Annotated in this window: 23 protein-coding genes; 2 read left to right on the forward strand and 21 right to left on the reverse strand. The window is 57.4% G+C overall.

The genetic code is table 11. The features are described from left to right. Window positions 1-121: 121 nt before the first annotated feature. Both JC200_RS10210 and cmpA read left to right on the forward strand, forming a co-directional pair. Window positions 122-619 (forward strand): deaminase, encoded by a 498-nt coding sequence (locus JC200_RS10210; protein ID WP_274436148.1) that lies wholly within the window; start codon window positions 122-124, stop codon window positions 617-619. A gap of 85 nt (window positions 620-704) precedes the next feature. Continuing rightward, complete coding sequence (gene cmpA / locus JC200_RS10215) at window positions 705-824, forward strand: cortex morphogenetic protein CmpA (protein WP_274436149.1); 120 nt, start codon at window positions 705-707, stop codon at window positions 822-824. 93 nt (window positions 825-917) lie between these two features. Here cmpA and JC200_RS10220 read toward each other — a convergent pair whose 3' ends face one another. From JC200_RS10220 to JC200_RS10320, 21 genes are all read right to left on the reverse strand, one after another. Continuing rightward, window positions 918-1,124, reverse strand: a complete 207-nt coding sequence (locus JC200_RS10220) for a hypothetical protein (RefSeq protein WP_274436150.1) — start codon at window positions 1,122-1,124, stop codon at window positions 918-920. Window positions 1,125-1,223: 99 nt separating this feature from the next. Beyond that, window positions 1,224-1,619, reverse strand: a complete 396-nt coding sequence (locus JC200_RS10225; RefSeq protein WP_274436151.1) for a S1 domain-containing RNA-binding protein — start codon at window positions 1,617-1,619, stop codon at window positions 1,224-1,226. 120 nt (window positions 1,620-1,739) lie between these two features. Further along, on the reverse strand, window positions 1,740-1,949 hold the full coding sequence (locus tag JC200_RS10230; RefSeq protein ID WP_274436152.1) for a septum formation initiator family protein: 210 nt from the start codon (window positions 1,947-1,949) through the stop codon (window positions 1,740-1,742). A gap of 160 nt (window positions 1,950-2,109) precedes the next feature. Then, window positions 2,110-2,703, reverse strand: a complete 594-nt coding sequence (yabQ, locus tag JC200_RS10235) for a spore cortex biosynthesis protein YabQ (protein WP_274436153.1) — start codon at window positions 2,701-2,703, stop codon at window positions 2,110-2,112. Next, the gene (yabP, locus tag JC200_RS10240) at window positions 2,700-2,966 is read right to left on the reverse strand and encodes a sporulation protein YabP (protein WP_274436154.1); all 267 of its coding nucleotides are present in this window, start codon (window positions 2,964-2,966) and stop codon (window positions 2,700-2,702) included. The genes yabQ and yabP overlap by 4 nt, the downstream gene beginning before the upstream one ends. Window positions 2,967-4,096: 1,130 nt before the next feature. Continuing rightward, a complete protein-coding gene (locus JC200_RS10245) occupies window positions 4,097-4,366 on the reverse strand; it encodes an RNA-binding S4 domain-containing protein (protein ID WP_274436155.1) in 270 nt (89 codons plus the stop codon). Beyond that, entirely contained in the window at window positions 4,367-4,639 is a 273-nt protein-coding gene (locus JC200_RS10250; protein WP_274436156.1) for an HU family DNA-binding protein, read from the reverse strand. Between the two features lie 63 nt (window positions 4,640-4,702). Continuing rightward, window positions 4,703-6,166, reverse strand: coding sequence for a bifunctional methyltransferase/pyrophosphohydrolase YabN (gene mazG / locus JC200_RS10255; protein WP_274436157.1), 1,464 nt, complete (start codon window positions 6,164-6,166; stop codon window positions 4,703-4,705). Between the two features lie 12 nt (window positions 6,167-6,178). After that, the gene (locus JC200_RS10260; RefSeq protein ID WP_274436158.1) at window positions 6,179-7,777 is read right to left on the reverse strand and encodes a putative polysaccharide biosynthesis protein; all 1,599 of its coding nucleotides are present in this window, start codon (window positions 7,775-7,777) and stop codon (window positions 6,179-6,181) included. Window positions 7,778-8,060: 283 nt separating this feature from the next. Then, window positions 8,061-8,603, reverse strand: coding sequence for a stage V sporulation protein T (gene spoVT, locus JC200_RS10265; RefSeq protein WP_274436159.1), 543 nt, complete (start codon window positions 8,601-8,603; stop codon window positions 8,061-8,063). A gap of 241 nt (window positions 8,604-8,844) precedes the next feature. After that, on the reverse strand, window positions 8,845-12,390 hold the full coding sequence (gene mfd, locus JC200_RS10270) for a transcription-repair coupling factor (protein WP_274436160.1): 3,546 nt from the start codon (window positions 12,388-12,390) through the stop codon (window positions 8,845-8,847). Window positions 12,391-12,547: 157 nt separating this feature from the next. Continuing rightward, window positions 12,548-12,793: an anti-sigma-F factor Fin gene (locus JC200_RS10275; RefSeq protein ID WP_274436161.1), complete on the reverse strand. Its 246-nt coding sequence runs from the start codon at window positions 12,791-12,793 to the stop codon at window positions 12,548-12,550. 103 nt (window positions 12,794-12,896) lie between these two features. After that, window positions 12,897-13,463, reverse strand: a complete 567-nt coding sequence (gene pth, locus JC200_RS10280) for an aminoacyl-tRNA hydrolase (protein ID WP_274436162.1) — start codon at window positions 13,461-13,463, stop codon at window positions 12,897-12,899. Between the two features lie 65 nt (window positions 13,464-13,528). Then, window positions 13,529-14,473, reverse strand: a complete 945-nt coding sequence (locus JC200_RS10285) for a ribose-phosphate diphosphokinase (RefSeq protein ID WP_274436163.1) — start codon at window positions 14,471-14,473, stop codon at window positions 13,529-13,531. 7 nt (window positions 14,474-14,480) lie between these two features. Then, on the reverse strand, window positions 14,481-15,893 hold the full coding sequence (gene glmU, locus JC200_RS10290; protein ID WP_274436164.1) for a bifunctional UDP-N-acetylglucosamine diphosphorylase/glucosamine-1-phosphate N-acetyltransferase GlmU: 1,413 nt from the start codon (window positions 15,891-15,893) through the stop codon (window positions 14,481-14,483). A gap of 192 nt (window positions 15,894-16,085) precedes the next feature. After that, window positions 16,086-16,373 carry a septation regulator SpoVG gene (gene spoVG / locus JC200_RS10295; RefSeq protein WP_274436165.1) on the reverse strand — a complete coding sequence of 96 codons (288 nt, stop codon included), beginning with the start codon at window positions 16,371-16,373 and terminating at the stop codon, window positions 16,086-16,088. Between the two features lie 95 nt (window positions 16,374-16,468). Then, complete coding sequence (locus tag JC200_RS10300) at window positions 16,469-16,840, reverse strand: RidA family protein (RefSeq protein ID WP_274436167.1); 372 nt, start codon at window positions 16,838-16,840, stop codon at window positions 16,469-16,471. 16 nt (window positions 16,841-16,856) lie between these two features. Further along, window positions 16,857-17,687, reverse strand: coding sequence for a pur operon repressor (gene purR, locus JC200_RS10305; RefSeq protein ID WP_274436168.1), 831 nt, complete (start codon window positions 17,685-17,687; stop codon window positions 16,857-16,859). A 64-nt stretch (window positions 17,688-17,751) separates the two neighbouring features. Continuing rightward, on the reverse strand, window positions 17,752-18,600 hold the full coding sequence (gene ispE, locus JC200_RS10310; RefSeq protein ID WP_274436169.1) for a 4-(cytidine 5'-diphospho)-2-C-methyl-D-erythritol kinase: 849 nt from the start codon (window positions 18,598-18,600) through the stop codon (window positions 17,752-17,754). 76 nt (window positions 18,601-18,676) lie between these two features. Next, the gene (gene cphA, locus JC200_RS10315; RefSeq protein ID WP_274436170.1) at window positions 18,677-21,322 is read right to left on the reverse strand and encodes a cyanophycin synthetase; all 2,646 of its coding nucleotides are present in this window, start codon (window positions 21,320-21,322) and stop codon (window positions 18,677-18,679) included. Beyond that, window positions 21,319-22,161, reverse strand: coding sequence for a cyanophycinase (locus JC200_RS10320; RefSeq protein ID WP_274436171.1), 843 nt, complete (start codon window positions 22,159-22,161; stop codon window positions 21,319-21,321). The genes cphA and JC200_RS10320 overlap by 4 nt, the downstream gene beginning before the upstream one ends. Window positions 22,162-22,212 lie beyond the last annotated feature (51 nt).

Below are 22,212 nucleotides of genomic sequence, written 5' to 3' on the forward strand. Positions count from 1 at the left end.
ATTTCACGCCTTCGACAGGCTAACGCGACTGTTCGACGGTAGATTCGCCCTACATTTTGGTGAATTCTCTTATAATAAGAGCGGACACCGGGTTGTCCGGCAGCAGAGGAGGCGCGCAAGTATGCCAATTACAGAGGACAAGCACCATTCGACACGGATGTCGTGGGACGAGTTCTTCGCGTCGCAAAGTCGGGTTATGGCGATGCGTTCGACATGCCAGCGACTGGCTGTGGGGTGTGTGATTGTTCGGGACAAGCGGATGATTGCCAGCGGCTACAACGGATCAATTCACGGAGATGAGCACTGTACGGACGTCGGTTGCAAAGTTGTCGACGGGCACTGTGTGCGCGCCATTCACGCGGAGCAAAATGCCCTTCTGCAGTGCGCGCGATTCGGCATTCCTGCGGAGGGGGCTGACCTGTATGTGACCCACCTGCCCTGCCTGCAGTGCACAAAGAACCTGATTCAGGCCGGCATTGCCGCCGTCTACTACGAAGAGTCATACCGCCCAGACCCGTACGCTCGACACCTGCTGGAAGTCGCCGGAATTCCGGTCGTCCAGGTGCGTAGTAATTTAAACCTGTTAATTCATCGTTCTGGCAGTCGGACCGACGATTGAGCGGGCGCACAGTCAAGCTGTGACGCGTATGCTATAGCATCAAGAACTGGAGCGGGGGTCCCGACTCTGTAGAAGAGGTGAGGTCATGCCCCAGTGGCTATGTGTGCAGCTGCGCCGGGCCTTTCTCAATCACGATGCGCGATCAATCCAGATGCTTAACCAGGCGTTCTTTCGTTATCATGTCGCCAGGCAAGTCACACAGTGACACCACCACCCAAACGCAAAGGAGCTGCCCCCGCTTCGACGGGAGCAGCCCCTTTGCGCTCACACGCTGCCTGATTTGGCACATTCGTTCACGCTACGACGTTGCAGAAGCTGTGACCACGACCCCACGGAACTTCTCCATAATCCGGTGGAGAACATCGTGATCGACCGCGCCCAAGTTTGCTTTGTACATGTCGAGCGAGATATGACAACCATCGCGGTCGTCTTCCTCAGTAAACGTCAGCATCACGAGTTCACCGCTTGTCAACTCGTACTGCAAGTAATAGGGAGTATCCGCCACACCATCCGCTCCTTTTCGCAGCTAATCGAAAAGCGGGCACAGGAGACCCTGTACCCGCTTTTTAAATGTCTAATTGACAGATGAAAACAGGCGACGCTGTCAGTGCCGCCGACCGCCTCTGCCGCCGCGCTTCGACTCGCTGCGGCGAAGTGCCTGCAAGCGTTCGTCACTGTCTTTCATAAACCGCACCAATTTGTCTTCGAAAGAGGGGCGCCCAGGTCCACCGTGGCGTCCACCTCGAGAAGGACGCGGGGGAGGATTATCTGCCGCTTGCCGAATCGACAAACCGACCTTTCCTTCTTTGTCAACGTTGATGACCTTCACAGTCACTTCATCATTGACTTTGAGGTGGTCATGGATATCTTTCACGTACTCGTTCGAGACCTCTGAGATGTGCACCAGACCCGTTACGCCTCCCGGCAGTAACACAAACGCGCCAAAGTGCGTGATGCCGGTGACCTTTCCCGCCAGTTTGCTGCCGACTTCAATGGACATGCAGCCTTAGATCCTCCCCGGTTACTGTAAGTGCATTTATAAGATGATACCATAGTATACGAAACAACCCAGCCGCGTGCAAGGAATCAGAGGTTTGCTGGCGCCTGTTCCTGATGTTGATCAGTGTTTCGGCGCCACGATAAAAAGCTGTTGTCCAGGTGCAATCAAACCGAAGTGCCGCGCTGCGTACTCCGCCAAAAACTGTTTGTTGTTGAACTCTGAGACTTTTGCCTTCAGCTCGCTTTGTTTGGCCTTGAGTGAGGAGAGTTGCGACTGAAGCGACTGCTGCTGATGACGCAGTGTCGATAGTTGTGGCATCTCTATGCTCAAAAAACGCCACCCCGCCCACACTAGAACGACGAGTACGACTACGTAACGCAGACGCAGCCTCCGATTGCCTTGTACATGTGGGGCACGTGCCATGCGAGGTTTTGTGGACGATGAAGGCACAGCCGCTCTGGCCAAACCACGACAACTCCTTCTGTAGAGGTCAGGTGTGTTTCGAAGTACGTATCAACCACTTCGACACCTGCCCTAGAATCCCCTCCCATTCGCTGTACAATTTTCCCCGGAATTCTTGAACCGGCTTGGTCCAGCGACGAAAGGGGAAAAAGGCTACCTTCCACCAGAACGACATCACCCAGAACACTCCGTCCTCCGCTTTACAGAGGATGCGGTAAACGAGACGCAGGATGAACCGCACTGCGAGCATGGCTTCTTGCAGCGGCCAGATTAGAAGTCTGTAGATAATGCGCCAGAAAAACCGCAGCACTGCCTGTACAATTCGAACGACGACAAACGCACTTCTCACAACGCGCCGGTGGAACCATGAGCGGTAGAGCAAGTAGCCAATCACGAGCAACGGGAACGTATACAGCCGCAACCTGCCGTCGTCAGTGGAAAACAACACGAAGAATACCAAGACAGCTGCGACAAGCCAGAACGCGAGGTCCGCAACAGGCCGGAAAAAGCGCAGCACCTTGGATGCGCCAGTCACAGTATTGTACACATCAAACAGGGCACCAAGCAGTGCAGCAGCTGCAACCAGCTCGAGTACGGAACGGATCTGCTGCAACGCGCTCACCGCAGCAGTCGCCCCGTCAAACGCCGCCGTTTGTTTTGCTCAGACGCGTACTCCAGACCAGATACTGTCCCCTCAATGATCACAACCCCAGTTTGCAAGTCCAGGTGTCTCATGTGCAGACCTGCCCCGCGGATATGCAGCGGTCCAGTTTTTGTCGTCAGGACAAACGAGTTTGCGTCAAAGCTGTCGACACTACTAATTCCCGTGACTTCGACCTGCTTTCTCCCGGAGATGTGAATGTCATGCGTCGTCTCATCCGACATGGGTCTCCCCCCAACCTGTCCGGTTCTCCACAGAGTTTATGTCGGCTCGCGTGCGGGTAGAACAAACGTCGCACAATGGTAGCAGAATCAGCCGCGCGGCAAACGGTGGTAGGGGTCACACGGTGGTAGGGGTCACACGGCGGCAGGGTCACACGGCGGCAGGGTCACACGACGATGGGGCAGAGACGCTAGCCTCAGTGTCGGACGAGTTCTGAGCGTTGACTGGGTGCGGAAGTGTCGAAAATGTCGCTACGCGGCGGAGATTTTCGCTGCAGCGACATTTTTTCCGTTCGCGCCGGCAGCATGCCCGTGGAAGTCAATCGGTAGCGACGCTGGCGTCGCTATCAGATGGGTTCTGGGCGTTGACCGGGTGCGGAAGTGTCGAAAATGTCGCTACGCGGCGGATTTTTCCGCTGCAGCGACATTTTTTCCGTTCGCGCGGGCAGCATGCCCGTGGAAGTCAATCGGTAGCGACGCTGGCGTCGCTACGGTCCATGTTAGTCAGTACGAGACCCCGAACACTTTGCGGAACAGCTATGGAAGGCCGGAACATTGCCGCAGATAGCAGCTTATTCGGCGTTTCAGCCGCCAAACCAGGCCAAATAGCCTGCCAGAAACCGTTTAACCAACGATATCGCCCCGGATTGGGCCCGAGATCCCGATGATAGGCTGCTCTGGACAGTCTAATCCGTCAGGTTACCCCACTAAAAGGTCCGATAAGCTGTTCTGTGCGGTAATGGGCACTGGGCACTGGGCACTGGGCACTGGGCACTGGGCACTGGGCACTGGGCACTGGGCACTGGGCACTGGGCACTGGGCACTGGGCACGGAGCACGGAGCACGGAGCACGGAGCACGGAGCACGGAGCACGGAGCACGGAGCACGGAGCACGGAGCACGGAGCACGGAGCACGGAGCACGGAGCACGGAGCACGGAGCACGGAGCACGGAGCACGGAGCACGGAGCACGGAGCACACACCTGGCTCCTGGCCCCGGTCGCGGTGCTCACCGCGATGGCTGAGCTACACTGGACCAACGGAGAGGTGCAGTGCCGGCCGGCTATACAAAGACGGAGGGCTGTGCTGCCAGGCCTAAAACGCCTCGCAGCACAGCCCCATCGGATATCGATGTTACTCCCCGTCGACGGCGCCCTGTTCACCCGAGATGACTTCATAGAGGTCAACCGCCGCATCCTTGCGCGGGTTATCGACAAGCTGGCGCACACGTACAACTGTGACACGCTGTCCGTATCGAATGGTCAGTTCGTCCCCAACATGCAGTTCAGTGCCGGCCTTCGCGACTCGACCGTTGACGTCCATACGTCCAGCGTCACAGAGTTCCTTTGCCACCGTTCTGCGTTTCACTAAACGCGACGCCTTGAGGAATTTGTCGAGACGCAATTAGCGAATGACTTCCTTCAGCTTGTTGCCAGGTTTGAACGCAGGTACGACAGACTCCGGGATCGAAATCGTCTCACCGGTCTGCGGATTGCGTCCAGAACGAGCAGAGCGCTTGCGGGTCTCAAACGTTCCAAAACCAATGACCTGCACCTTCTCGCCTGCCGACAGAGCTTCTTCGATGGCACTGAATACACTGTTGACGGCCAACTCGGCCTGACTTTTTTTCAAACCTGTTTTCTCAGCAACTTGGTTCACCAAATCCATTTTGTTCACTGACTGGATGCCCCCTTCGTGACAATGTCAGCAAGGTATTCTCGTTTCCTCCGTAAATTCCTGCTAAAAGTCCGATTCTGTCGCGATTTTCGCCTCTTGCCAGTACCTTTCAAGACGTTCCAAGTGAGTAATGTCAGATTTGTCCATGTCATTGACTGCACGTTCCACGACGTAGTTAAACCGCCGCACGAACTTCTGATTGGTAGCCGCGAGCACCTGCTCCGGGTCTAGCGACAGCCAGCGCGCCAGGTTAACTACAGTGAACAGGATGTCGCCGAGTTCCTCGGACATCCTCCCCTCACCTTCACGTTGCGCATCCTCAAATTCAGTCAACTCTTCACGCAGCTTCGTGACAACGCCTGTAAGGTCGGGCCAGTCAAAGCCGAGCTTGGCCGCGCGCTCTTGCAGGTCCATCGCGACTTGCGCAGCCGGACGCCCCCAACGTAGACCAGCCAACCAGGAAGCCTCTGCGCCCAGTTCCTCTCCGCCCTCAGTTTGCTTCTGTGCGGACCAAATGGCCTGCGCTTCTTCCACGGTCCGCGCCTTCTCCTCGCCAAACACGTGCGGATGGCGCCGAATGAGCTTGTTCCCAAGGCGTTCATAGACGTCGCCAAGCGTAAACAGACCTTCTTCAGAACCAATCTGCGCGTGGAGCAAAACTTGCAAAAAGAGGTCGCCGAGTTCGTCCGCAAGCGCTTGGTCATCACCCTCGTCAATCGCGTGAGCCACTTCATACGCCTCTTCGATCACGTAGGGTCGCAGCGACTGATGCGTCTGCTTGCGGTCCCATGGGCAGCCGCCAGGAGCACGCAGCCGCGCCACCAGCTCTGCCAGCATTACCGGGTCTCGCGCAAGCGCCGCTTCACAAGGCGGTACGTAGAGCGTAGTCAAGTGGTCCAGCCAATCCAAGTGGTCCAGTTGGTAGAGCGGGACCTCGAGGATACGCTCTTGCCCCGTCACCCCAGCAGCTCGAACAACAGTGACGAGGTGCTCATCCGGGTAAACGTCCATCAGCGTCAGCTTGACTTCGGTCGCCACGGCTCGTCCAAACACCTGGGCAACAAGGGTCGGGATGTCTGGGGCAAGTTGAGCAGCACGCAGGCTTGTCCCATCGAGAAGAACCAGGCCGTTGATCGGGTCGAGCGAGAGCGCAGTGCAGACCGGATCGAGAAAACTCTGGCCAGGACCAATCTTCACCTCGACGTGTGCGTCAGCGAGTAAATTCTGTACCGATTGTTCTGCCATCAGCGGGTGTCCTGGCACCGCGTAGAGAACCTCACCGCGGCGCTGCGCGGCCTCTGTCAGCGCCTTTGCAATGCTTCGGTAAACGTGTTCAAAGGTCGACTCCGATTCGTAAAATGCGTCAAACGACTCGAATTTAACGCCAAGCTCCCGCAACTGGGGTACTACGGGGTGCACCGCAGTGCGCAAGTACACAGGCATCCCAGATTGCAGCAAGCGGTACGTGGAGACAGGCAAGCTATCTAAGTCACCAGGGCCAAGGCCCACCACGTGAATCGTCGGCACGGCAAATCCTCCTCACTTGAGCAGGCCGATTCTGTCACACCATGATACCAACTGCGGACCCACCTTGGGAACAGCCTGCAATTCCGCGCGATCCATGCTGTTTGTGACGAGCAGTGCGGCTATGTACGTGGCAATCGCGATGCTAATCACGAACAAGAGGCTGAGCCCGGCAGCGATACGACCTGCGTCGAGGACGCCCCAGATGGCTAGTTGTCTGCTAAGTCCAAACGTCACGCTGCCCATAATGGCCGCAGCAAGTCCTGGTCGGACAAGCCAGCGCAGCCAGTCAACCTCCATATTCAGGCACCTTTTGAGCGCTCCGACGTTTAGTAGCGTAGCTGTAACGTAACTTGCAACTGTGGCCGCTGCTGCCCCCTGGATGCCAAAGCGCGGCACCCACCACAGGTTCAGCACCAGCTTGACCCCACTCGCGATGAGTAGGTTCACGACCGGAAGGTACATCCACCCCGCTCCCTGCAAGACTGCGGCGAGCGTGGCCTGGACACTCGCAAAGACAGTTGCGAGTGCGAGAATTTCAATCGCGCCGGTGCCTGCGCCGTTTTGAAACAGCGCAATGTTGACCGGTCTGGCAAGCAGGACAAGGCCAATGCCGGCTGGCAGAGACAGCAAAACCGTCAGCCGGATGGCCATGTCAATCCGCTCGTGGACCAGCTCACGGAAGCCGAGTGTAAAGGCTTCTGTCACCGCTGGCATTGCCGCAATGCCAATGCCTGCAGCGAGTGTCGTCGGCAGCATCATCAGTTTAGCCGCCCGTCCCGACAACAATCCGAACTCAGTCGTGGCGAGGTGCTGCGGTTCACCCGCGGATTTCAGGAGGTTGACGACGGTAATGACGTCGATGTTGTTCATCAGGGGGACGACGAGTGCGCCAAGGCTGATGGGAAACGCGTAGTACAAAAGTTGTTTGGCGAGTGTGACCGAAGAGGTGCGCGTCGGCTGTGTGTGTTCTGGCGGGCGGTAGTTCCGCCAATAGGTAAACAACAGCAGCAGCCCCGCGCAAGCGCCCGTAACAGCCCCGAAAGCCGCTCCTGCGGCAGCCGTCGCTTGCCCGTACCCACGCGACATCAGCCAAAAGGCGAGCCCGAGAATGGTTGCGACACGCACCCCCTGCTCAAGCACCTGCGACGCGGCTGTCGGCTCCATCCACTGGTGACCCTGAAAGTAGCCCCGGAGCACACTCATCACCGGCACAATTAAAAGTGCCGGAGCAATGGCGCGAATCGCCGGAGCCGCAGCAGGGTCGCCTGCGACGCGCGCCCACGTCGATGCAAAGCCGAACAGGATAACAAAGGCGAGAACGCCGCCAAGAGACAAGAGTACAAGCGCCATCCGGAACGTCTGTTTCGCCCCGTAGACATCGCCCACAGCCACGCGCTCTGAGACAATTTTCGAGATCGCGACCGGAAACCCAGCGGTCGCTACTGCAAGCAGTGTAGCGTAGATTGGATATGCCATCTGGAACAGACCCATGCCGTGGTCGCCGATGATGTTCTGCAAGACGATCGTGTACACCGAACCGAGCCCTTTTGACAACACGGCTGCCCCCGCGAGCAGTAGCGCGCCGCGCACAAACCCATGATGTGGCCGCAATGTCTTCCCCCCACAGTTTGACACTGTGCAAGGACGTGCCGTGCCCGTCCTTACACCTCCTTCCTATGGGTATGGACGAAGGCAAGAGGTTAGTCCACTCGGCGAGCAAAATGGCGTCTGATTATGGCCTTCAGGCGAGTCGTCAGACGGGCCTGAAGGCCGACCGTCAGGCGGGTCGTCAGGCGACCTAACTACCCGCAAGACACGTGAAACAGGGTGTCCTCACGGGGCTAGCACAGCCCTTCGGGACACCCCTAGACACACGGCCGAAGCTCGCGTGGGTCTATTGTTCCATCTGCTTGCCAAGGAAGCCAGCCGCTGTCTCGGCTAGTTTCTGCTCCAGAGCGCCCATCTTGACGTTGTCTTCACGCGACAGTAGCAACACCGCCCCAATCGGGTCACCCGCTGCGATGATCGGCGCTATCACACGGGAAGAGAAGCGCTCTGTTCGATCCCGTACGACCATGTACTCCCCAGGTGTCGTCGACACCAGTGTCTTCCGGTCTTCCATGGCCTGCTCAACATCCTCCGCGACCGGCTTGTCCAGGAACTCCTTCTTGGAGCCACCCGAAACCGCAATCATCACATCTCTGTCTGCGATCACGGCGATATGCCCAGAGGACTCTGCCAAGGACTCCGCATATTCACGGGCAAAGTCACCGAGTTCCCCGATTGGGGAGTACTTTTTCAGAATGACTTCTCCGTCGCGATCAACGAAAATTTCCAAGGGATCGCCTTCTCTGATGCGCAGCGTTCGTCGAATTTCTTTCGGAATCACAACTCGACCGAGGTCATCAATTCTCCGTACGATGCCAGTTGCCTTCAATCGTAGATCCCCCGCCCTCCGTATTGGTGGTAGTAGTTCACTTCACCTCTAATTTGTGTGGAATCATCTGCCAAACGCGAAAGGGTTCCTCCGACCGTCAGACTCGTCTAGACAGCTTTGCTTAAAATGGCGGATGTTGGCGTGCGATTAGTATACGCGCTGTCCTTGGCTCTATGCACCAGCGTTGGCAGGCGACCAAAGTGGCCGGCCGCCAACCGCAGGAGTCCCGATTTTCCGGGGATTACTTGGCAACTTCAGTAACTTGTTCAGGGGAACGCAGCGCCTCGTGGAATGACCCGAAAAACTGCAACAGAAGTGCGCACAGCTGCCGCTCAGCGAGGTCGCGTGTGCGGAACGTAACTTGCAGAACGCCGTTGGAACGCTTCACGTACTGCCCCTTCATGCGCTTGGCGAGCGCAAACAAAGCAGCGTGATCGACGTCATTCGAGCGCTCTGGCGGGATGCGGATACTCGACTCGTGGCCTTGCTGAGCAACCGCTTCAATGCCATAGCGGGCGGCGTAGCTCTTGATCCGAGTGACGTCGAGTAAGTTGCGGACAGCGTCAGGGAGGTCGCCGTAGCGGTCCTCAAGCTCCTCTTCGAGGTCATTTGCCCCGTCCTGACTGCGGACAAACTTAAATTTCTTGTACACAGCGATTTTCTGCGCTGGGTTCGGGATGAAGTCGTCTGGCAGGTATGCTTCGATGGCAAGGTCAATCGTCGGCTCTGGCGGGACCTCCTCCACTTCGCCTTTCGCCTCTTTGACAGCCGCAGTCAGCATGTCGTTGTAGAGGTCAAAACCGACGGAGTTGATGAAACCGTGCTGCTCAGCGCCAAGTAAGTTACCAGCGCCGCGGATGGCTAGGTCGCGCATCGCGATCTTGAACCCACTGCCAAGTTCTGTGAACTCCTTGATGGCCTGTAGCCTTTTTTCTGCGATCTCGGTCAGCACCTTGTCGCGTTGATAGGTGAAGTACGCGTAGGCGATGCGATTCGAACGCCCGACGCGACCGCGCAGTTGGTACAGCTGCGCCAAACCAAGACGGTCTGCGTCGTAGACAATCAACGTGTTGACGTTGGGAATATCCAACCCTGTTTCAATGATCGTAGTTGTGACAAGTACGTCGAGTTCCCCGTCAAGGAAGTCAAGCATGACTCGCTCTAATTCGTCCTCAGCCATCTGCCCGTGTGCAACGCCGACGTTAGCGTTTGGGACCATGCGCCGAACTCGGTCGGCCATGCTGCGGATACCGCTTACGTGGTTGTAGAGGACATAAACCTGTCCACCGCGGTTCAACTCTCGCTCAATCGCCTCGTGCAGCAAGTTTTCGTTGAACTCCACCACATACGTTTGCACGGGAAAGCGGTTTTCCGGCGGGGTTTCGATCACGGACAAATCGCGCACACCTAGCATGGACATGTGCAGGGTTCGCGGAATCGGTGTAGCAGTCAACGTCAAGCAGTCCACATTCGTGCGCATTTGCTTCAGCCGCTCCTTATGCGTCACGCCAAAGCGCTGCTCTTCGTCGACAATCAGGAGACCCAAGTCTTTAAACTTGAGCGACTTTTGCAGTAGTCGGTGCGTGCCGATCACGACGTCGATACTGCCGTCTTCGAGTCCTTTCACGACAGTTTGCGCTTCTCCCCTCGTGCGAAAGCGACTCAACACCTCGACTGTCGCCGGGTACCCCGCAAAGCGCTCCTTGAACGTCTCGAAGTGCTGGTGGGCGAGCACGGTGGTGGGAACTAGCACTGCGACTTGTTTGCCGTCCATCACTGCCTTAAAAGCAGCCCGAATTGCCACCTCAGTCTTGCCGTATCCGACATCGCCACAGAGCAGCCGGTCCATTGGCCGCGGTAGCTCCATATCCCGTTTGATCTCGTCGATCGCTCGCAATTGGTCAGGTGTCTCCTCGTACGGAAACATAGCTTCGAAGTCCTTCTGCCAAGGCGTATCCAAGGGGAACGGGTGTCCCGGTGTCGCCTGCCGTGCAGCGTACAGCTTGACCAAGTCGTCGGCGATGTCTTGGACGCTCTTGGACACGCGCTGCTTCACCCGCGTCCACTCGCCACCGCCTAGGTGGTTCACCTTTGGCGCCCTCTCCTCGGAGCCGATGAAGCGTTGAACTTGGTCGATTTGTTCGACCGGTACGTACAGCGTGTCGTTGCCTGCGTACTGCAGGTGCAGATAGTCCTTGTGTCGACCGTCAATTTCAAGTGTTCGGATGCCAAGGTACTTGCCGATCCCGTGGTTGACGTGCACGACAAAGTCTCCGACACGCAGTTCTTGATAACTCTTGATGCGCTCAGCGTCGGACATCTCTGCGCGCAGGCGACGGCCTTTCTTGCGGGTGCCAAAGACCTCCGTTTCAACAATCAGGACAATCCGACTCATCGGCAACTCAAACCCGGAGGAGAGGTTGCCAACCAACACCTGTGGAGTCGTCGTATCCGTCAAGCTCTGAGAGCGCAGAGCGCGGATGCGGTAGTCTTCGAGTACCCGTTCGAGCCGGTCGGCGCGCTCCGGGGTCGCGGCGAGCATGAGAACGCGCATGCCGCTCTTCAACCACCGCTCCGCTTCCGCTTTGAGCAGGTTCATTTGACCGTGGAAGTTCTGCATCGGTTTTGCAGTGACACCGGCCATCGCCACGTAACGGTGTGTGCCGGTGGGCCGGGCGAATGTGGAGAACTGAAAGCACGCGAAGCGGGGGTGCGCCCAGAGCTTGTCAAAAGACAGGCCGAGGACCGTGCCGGAGAGGATATCTCCACGCATCAAGGCGGCAGTCAACCACTCCTGAAATTCCTTTTCGAGCCCCTTTTCGCGTTCTTGAATCCGCGCTGGCTCGTCGAGGATGAGTGTGTTGAGACCTGGGAAGTACTCGAGCAGAGTTTGGATGTGCCGCTGTAGTACCTGTGTGTAGCGTAGTTGCCCATAAAACGGTAGACCTTCCCGCATTCTCCGGACGTCTTCTCCCACAGTACCCTGCAACCGCTCACGCACGTCCACGTCCGTGAGTGTGCGAACGCGCTGCTCGAGGTGGTGTTCGAGTTCGTCGGCCACCGTCTCAAGCTGCGAAGCGGGGACGAGAAAGTCGAGTGCCGGCCCAATGGTGACTTCCGTGCGCGAATCGAGCGAACGCTGTGTCCCGACGTCGAACGTGCGGATTGAGTCCACTTCCGTGTCAAACAGTTCGACGCGTATTGGGCGCGGTTCCGTCAGTGGAAAAATGTCGACAATCCCACCGCGAATTGAGAACTGTCCTTGACTGTCGACCATCTCCACGCGTTCGTACCCGGCGGAAACGAACTTCTGTGCGTAGTCGCTAGGCACTTCCTTACCGACTCGCCAAGTGAAAATGCTATCGCGGCAAAAATCGCGTTTCATCACAGGTTGAAGCGCCCCGGCAACTGTAGTCACCACGACGGCTGGTGTCCCTGACGCCAGATGCTGCAGCACCTGTAGCCGCTCTGCCATGACATCGCGGCTAAACGCAATCACACCAGCGATCAGGAGTTCACGCTCGGGGTACAAGAGAATGGGCGTGTCCGGCAAAAATTCGCGCAAGTCGTCCGCAATTATCTCTGCTTCACCTGCGGAGTGCGTGACAATGAGCAGCGATGTATTCGGGCGATGTGTTTGCTGATAGAGGTAAAGGGCGGCATAGTACAGGTGCCTGGCACCGCCGCTTAAGCCGGTAACCAAGCCGTCTGGGCTGTCCACAGTCACCTGTTTTAATACGGATTGAAATTCTGGTTCAGACGAAAGCAGTTCCGCCAACTCAACCACAGTACCCCTCCTGACCACGACAGGCCACACCAGAGAACGCAGAAAAGAGCCTTAGTTCGGCTCAGACAGGGAGTGGCAATGCACGTCCCGTTCTGACGCCTAAGGCTTGTGCGCTCACTGCTACAACTGCCGTACTCGCCCGTCGCAACTGGGAAGTTTACTGGAACAAATGACCTTCGACCAGCAGTTCTGGGTGGTCTTCGACAGCGCTTTGACAATGGTCGCACACAGTCTGCACATAGATGGCGCCGTGATCCCCATTATATGCGATAAATTCTGAACGCTCCACTGGCGTCAGGTGCTGAAAACCACAGTAACGCTCTGCATCCGCCTCTGTCCATGTCGGCTGATTGAGCGCCCCAACAAATTGCCTGCAATGCCGACAATAGTATTCAATACGCATCTGCGTCACCCTCCTCTGACTCTAGTCAAGAGTCTCCATTGTTAGTATGGAGGGTTTAGCGGCAGAGCATACGTGGGAACACGACGCGGTACGAACTGCCGCGTCAAGTCCCGTTAAACCGATTCATCGCAAGCGTAAAACTGTTTTGGAGCGCGAACAACACAGCCTCCGCCGCGTGATTCACGGTTTCGTCCATGGCAGGTCGCTCTGCTGCAGGAAATGGGCTGAGGACGTAGGAGATGACCGCAGACTTTTGCTCTGGCCGTCCAATCCCCACCCGGACGCGTGCAAACGACTCGGTGCCAAGGTGTGCAATCAGCGACTTGACACCGTTGTGACCGCCTGCGCTGCCTTTTTCGCGCAGGCGAAGGTCGCCGACGGGAAAGTCCATGTCGTCGTAAATCGCAATCACGTCGTCTGCCGACAACTCGGAAAAGTAGTCGAAGACGGCCCTGGCCGCTTCTCCGCTGTTGTTCATGAACGTCTGCGGTTTACAGAGTATCACTCGCTCGGCGCCGACCCGCACCAGAGCGGCGTGACTCTTCCACTTTTCCCTGCTGCACTCGCTTCCTAACCGACGCGCCACCTCGTCGACTACCCAAAAGCCCACGTTGTGACGCGTCGCCGCGTATTTGGCCCCCGGATTGCCGAGCCCAACAACGAGTTTCATGTCTACCTCCCGACTCCCATCAGCCCCGACGCGTCCGGCACACCTTCACCCGACCAGCTTGTCCACTAATCGAACAACTGGCTGATTGACCGGTGCGTATGCACGCGCAGGATGGCCTCCGCAATCAGTTCTGCAACAGACAGCACTTTGATTTTTGGAATCTGTTTCTCTGGCGGCAACAGGATGGTATTCGTAACCACGACCTCGCGAATTTCGGAACTCTCCAGTCGTTTGACACCTTCACCAGACAACACTGGGTGGATACAGCACGCGTAGACGTCTTTGGCCCCGCGTTCCAGCAACGCCTTCGCGCCTGCCGTGATGGTGCCGGCGGTGTCAATCATGTCGTCCACGAGAATGGCAGTCCGTCCGTGAATCTCACCAATGATGTTCATCACCTGCGCGACATTTACATCCGGGCGCCGCTTGTCGATAATTGCCAGAGGCGCACCGAGCCGCTCGGCGAGCGCCCGTGCGCGAGTCACGCCACCCATGTCCGGTGACACCACGACAGGGTTCTCGATGTTCTTCGCGAGAAAGTAGTTAGCGAGAATCGGCATACCAACCAAGTGGTCGAGCGGGATGTCAAAGAAGCCCTGAATCTGCCCAGCGTGCAGGTCCATACAGATGATTCGGTTGGCTCCCGCCTTTTCCAGCAGGTTCGCCACCAGTTTCGCCGTGATGGGGTCGCGCGCTCTCGCTTTGCGGTCTTGACGAGCGTATCCATAGTACGGGATGACGACGTTGATACTGCGAGCGGAAGCGCGTTTGAGCGCATCGATCATGATCAGTAGTTCCATCAAGTGTTCGTTTGCCGGCGCCGATGTCGGCTGAACGATGTATACGTTGTCACCGCGCACACTCTCAACGAGTTTAATGCGGACTTCACCATCCATAAAGCGACTGACGGTGCACTCCCCAAGCGCGATGCCAATCTGGTCCGCGATTTCCTGCGCCAACGGCGGGTTTGCGTTACCGGTAAAAAGTTTTAGGTCTCCTTCGCGTGCCATGTCTACTTCAGGGCCCCTTCCGTTCATTAGGCGCCGGGTCGCTATCTTCCTCCCGTCGAGCGCGCCAGTTTTTCACATAATCTGGTTTCGTCACCTGCCGGTTGCGGGCAATCGCAAAACCGTCTGCCGGAACATCCTCGGTAATGGTCGAACCTGCGCACAGGTAGGCATCCGCGCCCACATCAAGTGGCGCGATAAGGTTGACGTTTGACCCTACAAAAGTGCCATCCCCAATGACAGTCCGGTGCTTGCGCTTACCGTCGTAATTGACCGTGATGACGCCGCAACCAATGTTCACATCGCTCCCGACGTCCGCGTCGCCCACATAGGCCAAGTGACTCACCTTCGTGCGGTCCCCAAGTGTAGAGTTCTTGACCTCGACAAAGTCGCCCACTTTGACGTTGGCCCCGATGTTGGAACCCGGTCGAATGTACGCGAACGGCCCAACGTGCGTGTGTTCGCCGATGGAACTGTCGCGCGCTACTGATGTTTCAACTTCCGCTCCGAAGCTCACGCGCATGTTCGTCAAGCGCGTGTTTGGCCCGATGACGCAGCCTTCACCAATTTCGGTCCCGCCCTCGAGCACCGTCCCCGGCAAAATCAGGCTGTCTCGGCCGATGGTGACGTCCACGCCAATCGTCACGTGCATCGGGTCGATAATTGTGACGCCTTCACGCATCCAGTGTTCACAGATGCGCATCTGCATGGCGCGTTCCACGCGGGCCAGTTGAATCCGGTCGTTGACGCTGAGGACTTCCTGTGCATCCGCAGCGGCAACCCCGTAAACAGGTCGTCCACTCGCTCGCATGATGGCGATTGTATCCGTCAGGTAGTACTCCGCCTGCGTGTTCGTCGGCCTGACTTTCGTCAGTGACTCTTCCAGGTCGGCGCGCGCAAACGCGTAAATCCCCGTATTAATGCGGCGCACAGCGCGTTCTTCGGGTGTGGCATCCTTTTCTTCGACGACGCGTTCAATTGCACCGTCGAGGCCCTCAAAGACACGTCCAAGTCCACTGGGGTCGTCCACATCAGCCGTCAATACCACAGCGGCTGCCCGCCGTTGTTCACGGGCGGCAAACAGGGCTTCCATCGTCTCGGTTCGAATCAGCGGAGCATCACCGTAGAGAACCAGCACGCTGTCGGTGTCCGGTAGAAGTTTTGGGAGCGCGGCCTGTACGGCGTGCCCCGTTCCCTTTTGTTCGTTTTGGACAGCAATTTCTGCCCGTTCGCCGATCACAGATTCGACCGCTTCACGCTGCTGACCCGTAACAACAATGACTTGGTCGAGCAAAAGCGGTTGGATTTCATCGAGAATGTGTAAAATCATCGGTTTGCCGCAAACTTCATGAAGCACCTTGTGCTTTTTCGACTTCATTCGCGTGCCGTGGCCAGCGGCCAGGACGATCGCGCTTCTGCCCACACCATCGCCTCCCGGGTTGCATCGCCTCCAGTGTACCTAACCCGGGTGGTCATTTCAATTTATAGCTGTCCGGAAGCCAACATATGGGCAGACACGACTCGACAACAGTCGACAAAACGGCGCGAAAAAGCTGGCGCAGACCAAAACAGGGCCGACCGGGCCGCCCTGCTGGGGTCTACGCACAAAGTGTGTTTACGCGCTTGGTTCTTGCAACCCGTCCGAGCTGTACTCGGTCCGGTTATACTCCTCCAGCACGGCGTCCTGGATTTTCTGGCGCGTTGCAGATGAAATCGGATGGGCGATGTCGCGGAACTCCCCATCTGGCGTCTTCTTGCTCGGCATGGCGACAAACATCCCATTGTTGCCGTCGATGACGCGAATATCGTGCACGACAAACTCACTGTCGATAGTGATCGATGCGATCGCTTTCATGCGACCTTCACTGACCACCTTCCGCAAACGGACGTCTGTAATCTGCATCCTGGTCACCACCTTTGCCTATCCATGGACGGTTCAGAACAATCCATTCCACGCCGAATAGGCAAAGTCCTGCAAATCGTTACAATTTATCAAAATTATTTGTGCGCGATGCACTCAATTTCGACTTCTGCGCCTCGCGGCAGTCCAGCAACCTGTACTGTGGAACGGGCAGGCCGATGATCGCCGAAGAATTCGCCGTAAATTTCGTTCACGGTCTGGAAATCGCCGAGGTTTGTCATAAAGATGGTGGTTTTGACAACATTGGCCCGGCTCAAACCGGCCGCGGTCAGAACTGCGTCGAGGTTGGCGAGTACCTGCCGTACCTGTTTGTCAACACCACCAGTCACCAACTCACCTTCAGCCGTGAGCGGGATCTGTCCAGATGTGTAGAGCATATCTCCGATTTGAATAGCTTGCGCGTAGGGTCCGATGGCTGCCGGGGCATTCGTTGTCGCAACTGTCTTCATAACTGTTTGTCCTCCTTTATTCCCCATCGCCGCTGTCGCTCGACATCCAGGCGGAATGGGTGCGCACTGTCACAGGTTGGCCTTCGATAATCGGGTCAAGCTCAAACAACGCTCTGTAATCCTCCACCAATTTGTCAGCTGGCTCCGATGTCGCCAATAACACAGCGGTGCCAACCACTTCTGCAGAGAACTCCGAGAGCAGGTTTTTGACGGCGGCTGCCGTGCCTCCCGCGCGCATAAAGTCGTCAATAATGAGTGCGCGCGCGCGCGCTGGCATTGCCCGTTTGGACAGCGACATGGTTTGAATTCGGCGCTGCGACCCGGATATGTAGTGAATTGAGAGGGCGGCGCCTTCCGTCACACGCAACTCTCGACGGGCAATGGCTAGAGGCAAATGCAAATATCGGGCCGTCGCAACAGCAAGTGGAATACCTTTGGTTTCCACGGTGACAATGACGTTCGCGCCCGCATCCTGATAGGCAGTTGCCAACAACTGACCTGACACATCGAGAACATCGGGGTCTCCAAGCACGTCAGACATGTACAGAAACCCCCCCGGCAGCGTGCGCGACGAATCGGACAAGCGCCGCGTCAGGTCTGCAAAGAAAGCCAACCGCCTGTTTTCTGGCACGTTTGCCACGTACTTGACGCCACCGGCGGAGCCCTGAATGGACCTGATGCTCCCTGCACCGTATGCCTCCAAAACGTTGCGAATGCGCGCCACGTCTTCGCTCAGGGAGGACTTCGCCGTATCGAGCCCGTCCGACAGTTCGGACAGCGACAGTGCGACGTTCGGCTGATCGACGAAAGTCTTCACCAGTCGAATGAAGCGTTCAGACCGCTGCACGACGCCACCCCACTTTCCGGCTCACTGATAACCGTCCACAAGCGCCGTTACACTTGCGAATATATCAGACAAACCGGGACAAATACACTTCCTTGGCGAACCCGCGGAAGGCGTTGTACAATCGTTGCCCGGTGGACTGCGCCGGAACGAGACAGAACAGTGTAGGGCCGCTGCCCGACATGTGCACTGGAAAGCGGGCCACGTGGGCCGCCCGTTTCCAGACCTCCGCCACCTCCGGGTACAACCGCAACGTGGCAGGCGTTAGACCGTTAGATACCAATTGATTGACTGCCTCGACGTCACCAGACCGAAGTGCAGTGACAACTTCTTCGCTGATGGCTCGATTCTGGTATTCCTCTGGTCGCATCGCAGCGTACACTTCTGCAGTCGAGACGTGGACTGGCGGGTGAACAAGCACGACCCACGCCCGAAGACCGTGATCCACTCGCTGCAGACGTTCACCCCTGCCAGTAGCCAGAGCGCACCCGCCTGCTACGCAAAACGGGACATCCGAGCCAATCCCCGCGCCAATCTCTGCGAGCTCGTCCAAACTCAGTCCTGTCTCGTACAGGCGGTTGAGACCGCGCAACGTTGCCGCTGCGTCGGCCGATCCGCCAGCCAGGCCCGCTGCGACCGGGATCTGTTTGTCGATCCAAATTCGAACAGAAGCTTCGATGCCAGTATGTCGGAAAAATGCCGCGGCAGCTGTCCACGCCAAATTGCGGTCGTCTTGCGGCACATGCGAGACGGAGGCTCCGACTTCAAGCCCCCGCCTAGAGGTTTTCTCGATCCACACCAAGTCTGACAAGTCAATTGTCTGCAGCACCATGTCAACTTCGTGGTACCCGTCCGGTCGACTACCGAAAACGTCGAGCGATAAGTTGATTTTTGCGTAGGCGCGCTCTGCCAGCAACTTTTCACCCCGAATCGCGAATTCTGCTCACCTAAGAATGCTTCGATTCGGTCTGTCCGTCAAGCAAGCGTTCGATTTACACCATCGCCATCCGAACTTGTCCGTTGGACAGTGAGAAGTCGGTAGTTGTTTGACCACCGCGCCGCAAAACGACCTCTTCCACACCGTTGTAATCCTCGTAAAACGCCGCAACAATGTCGTCCGGCCCGCTCTCGTCGAGCGCCCGCTCAAGCGCTTGCGGTTCTGACAACACTACCGTGCACCGCTTCTCCGGACAGACGCGCCACAACTGCGACATGATGAGCGCCGCAATTTCTCCTTCGCGGCGGCCGCGTTTGTCTTTGTCCTCCTTGACGATGAATTCGTCAAAGATACCTGCAAGTTGCTCGCCGCTCTCTCGGACGACAGAGTCAGCACGGTCGCCGGGGACGCCAACAACACCGATCAGGCGACGGTGCGGCACCGTTTTCAACCAGCGTCCAATCTGATAGAACCCGTCCGGGTTGTGTCCGTAATCTAACACCACACGTCCACCGTTTGGCATGCGGAACAATGTGCAGCGCCCTTTGTTGTTGTGCTGCGGAGAAAAGCTGCACAGTGCCTCAGCACACTGTTGCCGGGTCAACCCGTAGGCGCGCAGGGCTGCTAAACCAGCCAAGCAGTTTTCCACTTGGAACGGCGCCGAACCGCCAAGTGTCAGCGGGATGGTGTTGACAGGGACGACTTCCCAAGTCAGATTCCCCCGCGCCTCGATCAGCCAGCCGCGCGATACGTAGTAGCCAACTCCGCCGCAAGCCAAGTGGCGACGAAGGGTTTTGTTATCTTCGGATCCGGCGAAGTAGACCACGCGGGCGGCTAGCCGGGTTGCCAAATCAACGAGGTGCTTGTTGTCTGCATTGAGCACCACGATACCATCGTCCTCCACGCATTCCGCGACTAGAGACTTGATGTGAACGAGGTCTTCAACGCTTTCAACGCCGTCCTGACCGATGTGATCGCTGGCAATATTCGTCAACACCGCAACATTTGCCTTGTCGTAGGCCAGCCCGCCGCGGACAATGCCTCCGCGCGCGCATTCCAGCACCGCGACTTCAACCGCTGGGTCAGACAAAACGACGTTGGCGCTGTCTGGTCCCGTAGTATCTCCCCACAGCACCTGCTCATCGCCAACGTAGACACCTCCAGTCGTGGTCATGCCGACGATTTTCCCGGTCTGGCTGACCCCGTGACCAATCAGGCGAGTGGTCGTCGTCTTGCCGTTCGTCCCAGTCACCGAGACAATCGGAATTCGGCCGCGGCCAGTTGGATAAAGCGACGTGACGATTGCGTCCGCAACGTCGCGCGACTGTCCGTAGGAGGGGGACTGGTGCATACGGATTCCAGGGGAAGCGTTGACTTCGATGATGGTACACGCCCCGCGCCGATACGGTTCAGTTGGAGCCGCTACGACCATGTCCAGCCCACATACATCGAGTCCGACCAAACGGACGGCGCGCTCTGCAAGGCGGATGTAACTGGGATGCAAGTCGTCCGTTAAGTCAACCGCTTCTCCACCCGTGGACAAATTCGCGCTCTCGCGCACGTACACCACTTCACCAGGGGCAGGTACAGAAGAGAGAGTCAACCCTTGGCGCAACAGGTGTAATCCGGCGGTCTCGTCGAGCGGGATTTTGGTTAGTGGCTTTTCATGGTCCTCGCCTCGCCGTAAATCCGCGTTGGCAAGTGCGACGAGTTCCTCAACCGAGTGCTGACCATCGCCGCGAACGTGAGCTGGGATGCGTTCACTCGCAGCGACAAATTTACCGTTTATCAGCAAGACACGGACGTTACGCCCCTCTTCATAGCGCTCCACTAACACCCGCGGCGCATATCTCTGCGCAGCCCGGAACGCCGCCTCAACCTCATCTTCAGAAGTGAGCGAAAGACTCACGCCACGGCCCTGATTACCGTTGTACGGTTTGACAACTACGGGCGCCTCCAACCGGTGCAACCACTCGATAGCCTCTGCTGCAGTTCTCGCTGTGCCACCCTCAGGCACCGGGATGCCGGCGCTCTCCAGCAACTCTTTGGTCGCTTCTTTGTCACTGGCGATGTCTACGGAAACTGCCGGTGTTTGCTCCGTAATGGTGGCTTCGACGAGTTTGCGCTGGCAGCCATACCCGAGTTGAATTAAACTGCTGCTGTTCAGTCTGCGCACCGGAATCCCTCGACGTAAAGCGGCGTCGACGATGGCCTGCGTACTGGGTCCAAGACCAGATTCTGACCACACCTGCGCTGCCTTACGAAGTGTCTCCTGCACTGACCAGGAGTGTCCGCTAAGACATGCACTCACGAGCGCGATAGCGTCTTGCAACAGGTACTTCTGACACTCGTACTCCTTGCACTCCATGACAATTTCGTAGCGACCAGGCGCACCCGCATACAGCGTTTTGCCATAGTGCACGTCCAGGCCGAGACAGCACGCCAATTCGATGGCTACGTGTTCAGCGATGTGTCCAAAGTACGTGCCACCGTAGAGCCGCTCGACAAATCCACCAGGGGCACCTTTTGCACAGTGGTGCTCGCGCAGCCCCGGGAGCAGGCGCAACAGCCGATCAGAAAAGCCCTCAAAGTCAGTACTCTCTCGTTCAGTGAGTGGACCAAGTTCAACTTCTGCGACCAGTATGGGTTTGTAAATGTATATGTTGGGACCGGCAATGTGACGTGTCCGTGTGATCTTCATTCGTTCCACTCCTCGCCGCCGTTTTCCGAAACAGCGCCCCAGTCTGTCACAGGTCGGCGGCTGTTCAGGTTGTATCCGTACCCATCGGGTAAGATGTGCAGGCGGATCCCGCACAGCGCCAACGATTCGTCGCGGTGCACGTGTTCAAGGTTGGAATAGGTCAGTCCGCCCGCATCCACGACACTGACCGCACCTTCTCCCACCACGCGAAATATGCGGTCGCGGATCACAATAGCGGTATTCTCGTCAATTCCGAGCCCAAGGTGGTGCGGGTATTGTGCGACGGCTGACAGCAATCGTCCCAGCCGGCCTCGTTCAGCAAAGTGTTGGTCAATCACTACGCCGTCGATAAACTCCATTCCTGGAGCCATGTCTACCACGCTAATTCGAGGGTTTGTCTCCGCCTCGCCCTCAACGATCATCGTGCTCGACATCATGGAAGCCCCGGCACTCGTCCCCCCCAAAGTTACGCCTCGCGCGAGAGCTGCATGCAGTGCCGCGTCAACGCGGGTGCCACCTAGCAGTTTTGTGATGCGCAGTTGGTCGCCGCCAGTGAAGAAAATACAGGTAGCGTCCCTAATAAATGCTACAGCGCTGTCCTTGTTCGCTGCCGTCCGGTCCGACACATCAAACGTACGCACGTCTTCGGCTCCTAACTTTCGAAACACCTCGATATACTCCATTCCGACATCAATGGGCAGTTCTGTCGCGACAGTCATCACCAGCACGCGTGCGTGCGAGCCTCCTCCGAGACGCAGAAACTCCCGTAAGATACGGCACTCTCCAAGCTTGTCCTCGGCACCGCCAATGACCACCAGCGGTCCTGGCTGCTGCTGCAAAGAACTCCCTCCTCAAGGGCGGCATGAAAAAATACAAACCCTAGGCTGTCC

Origin of the sequence: Alicyclobacillus sp. ALC3 (assembly GCF_028751195.1) — a bacterium.
Lineage (GTDB): Bacteria > Bacillota > Bacilli > Alicyclobacillales > Alicyclobacillaceae > Alicyclobacillus_L.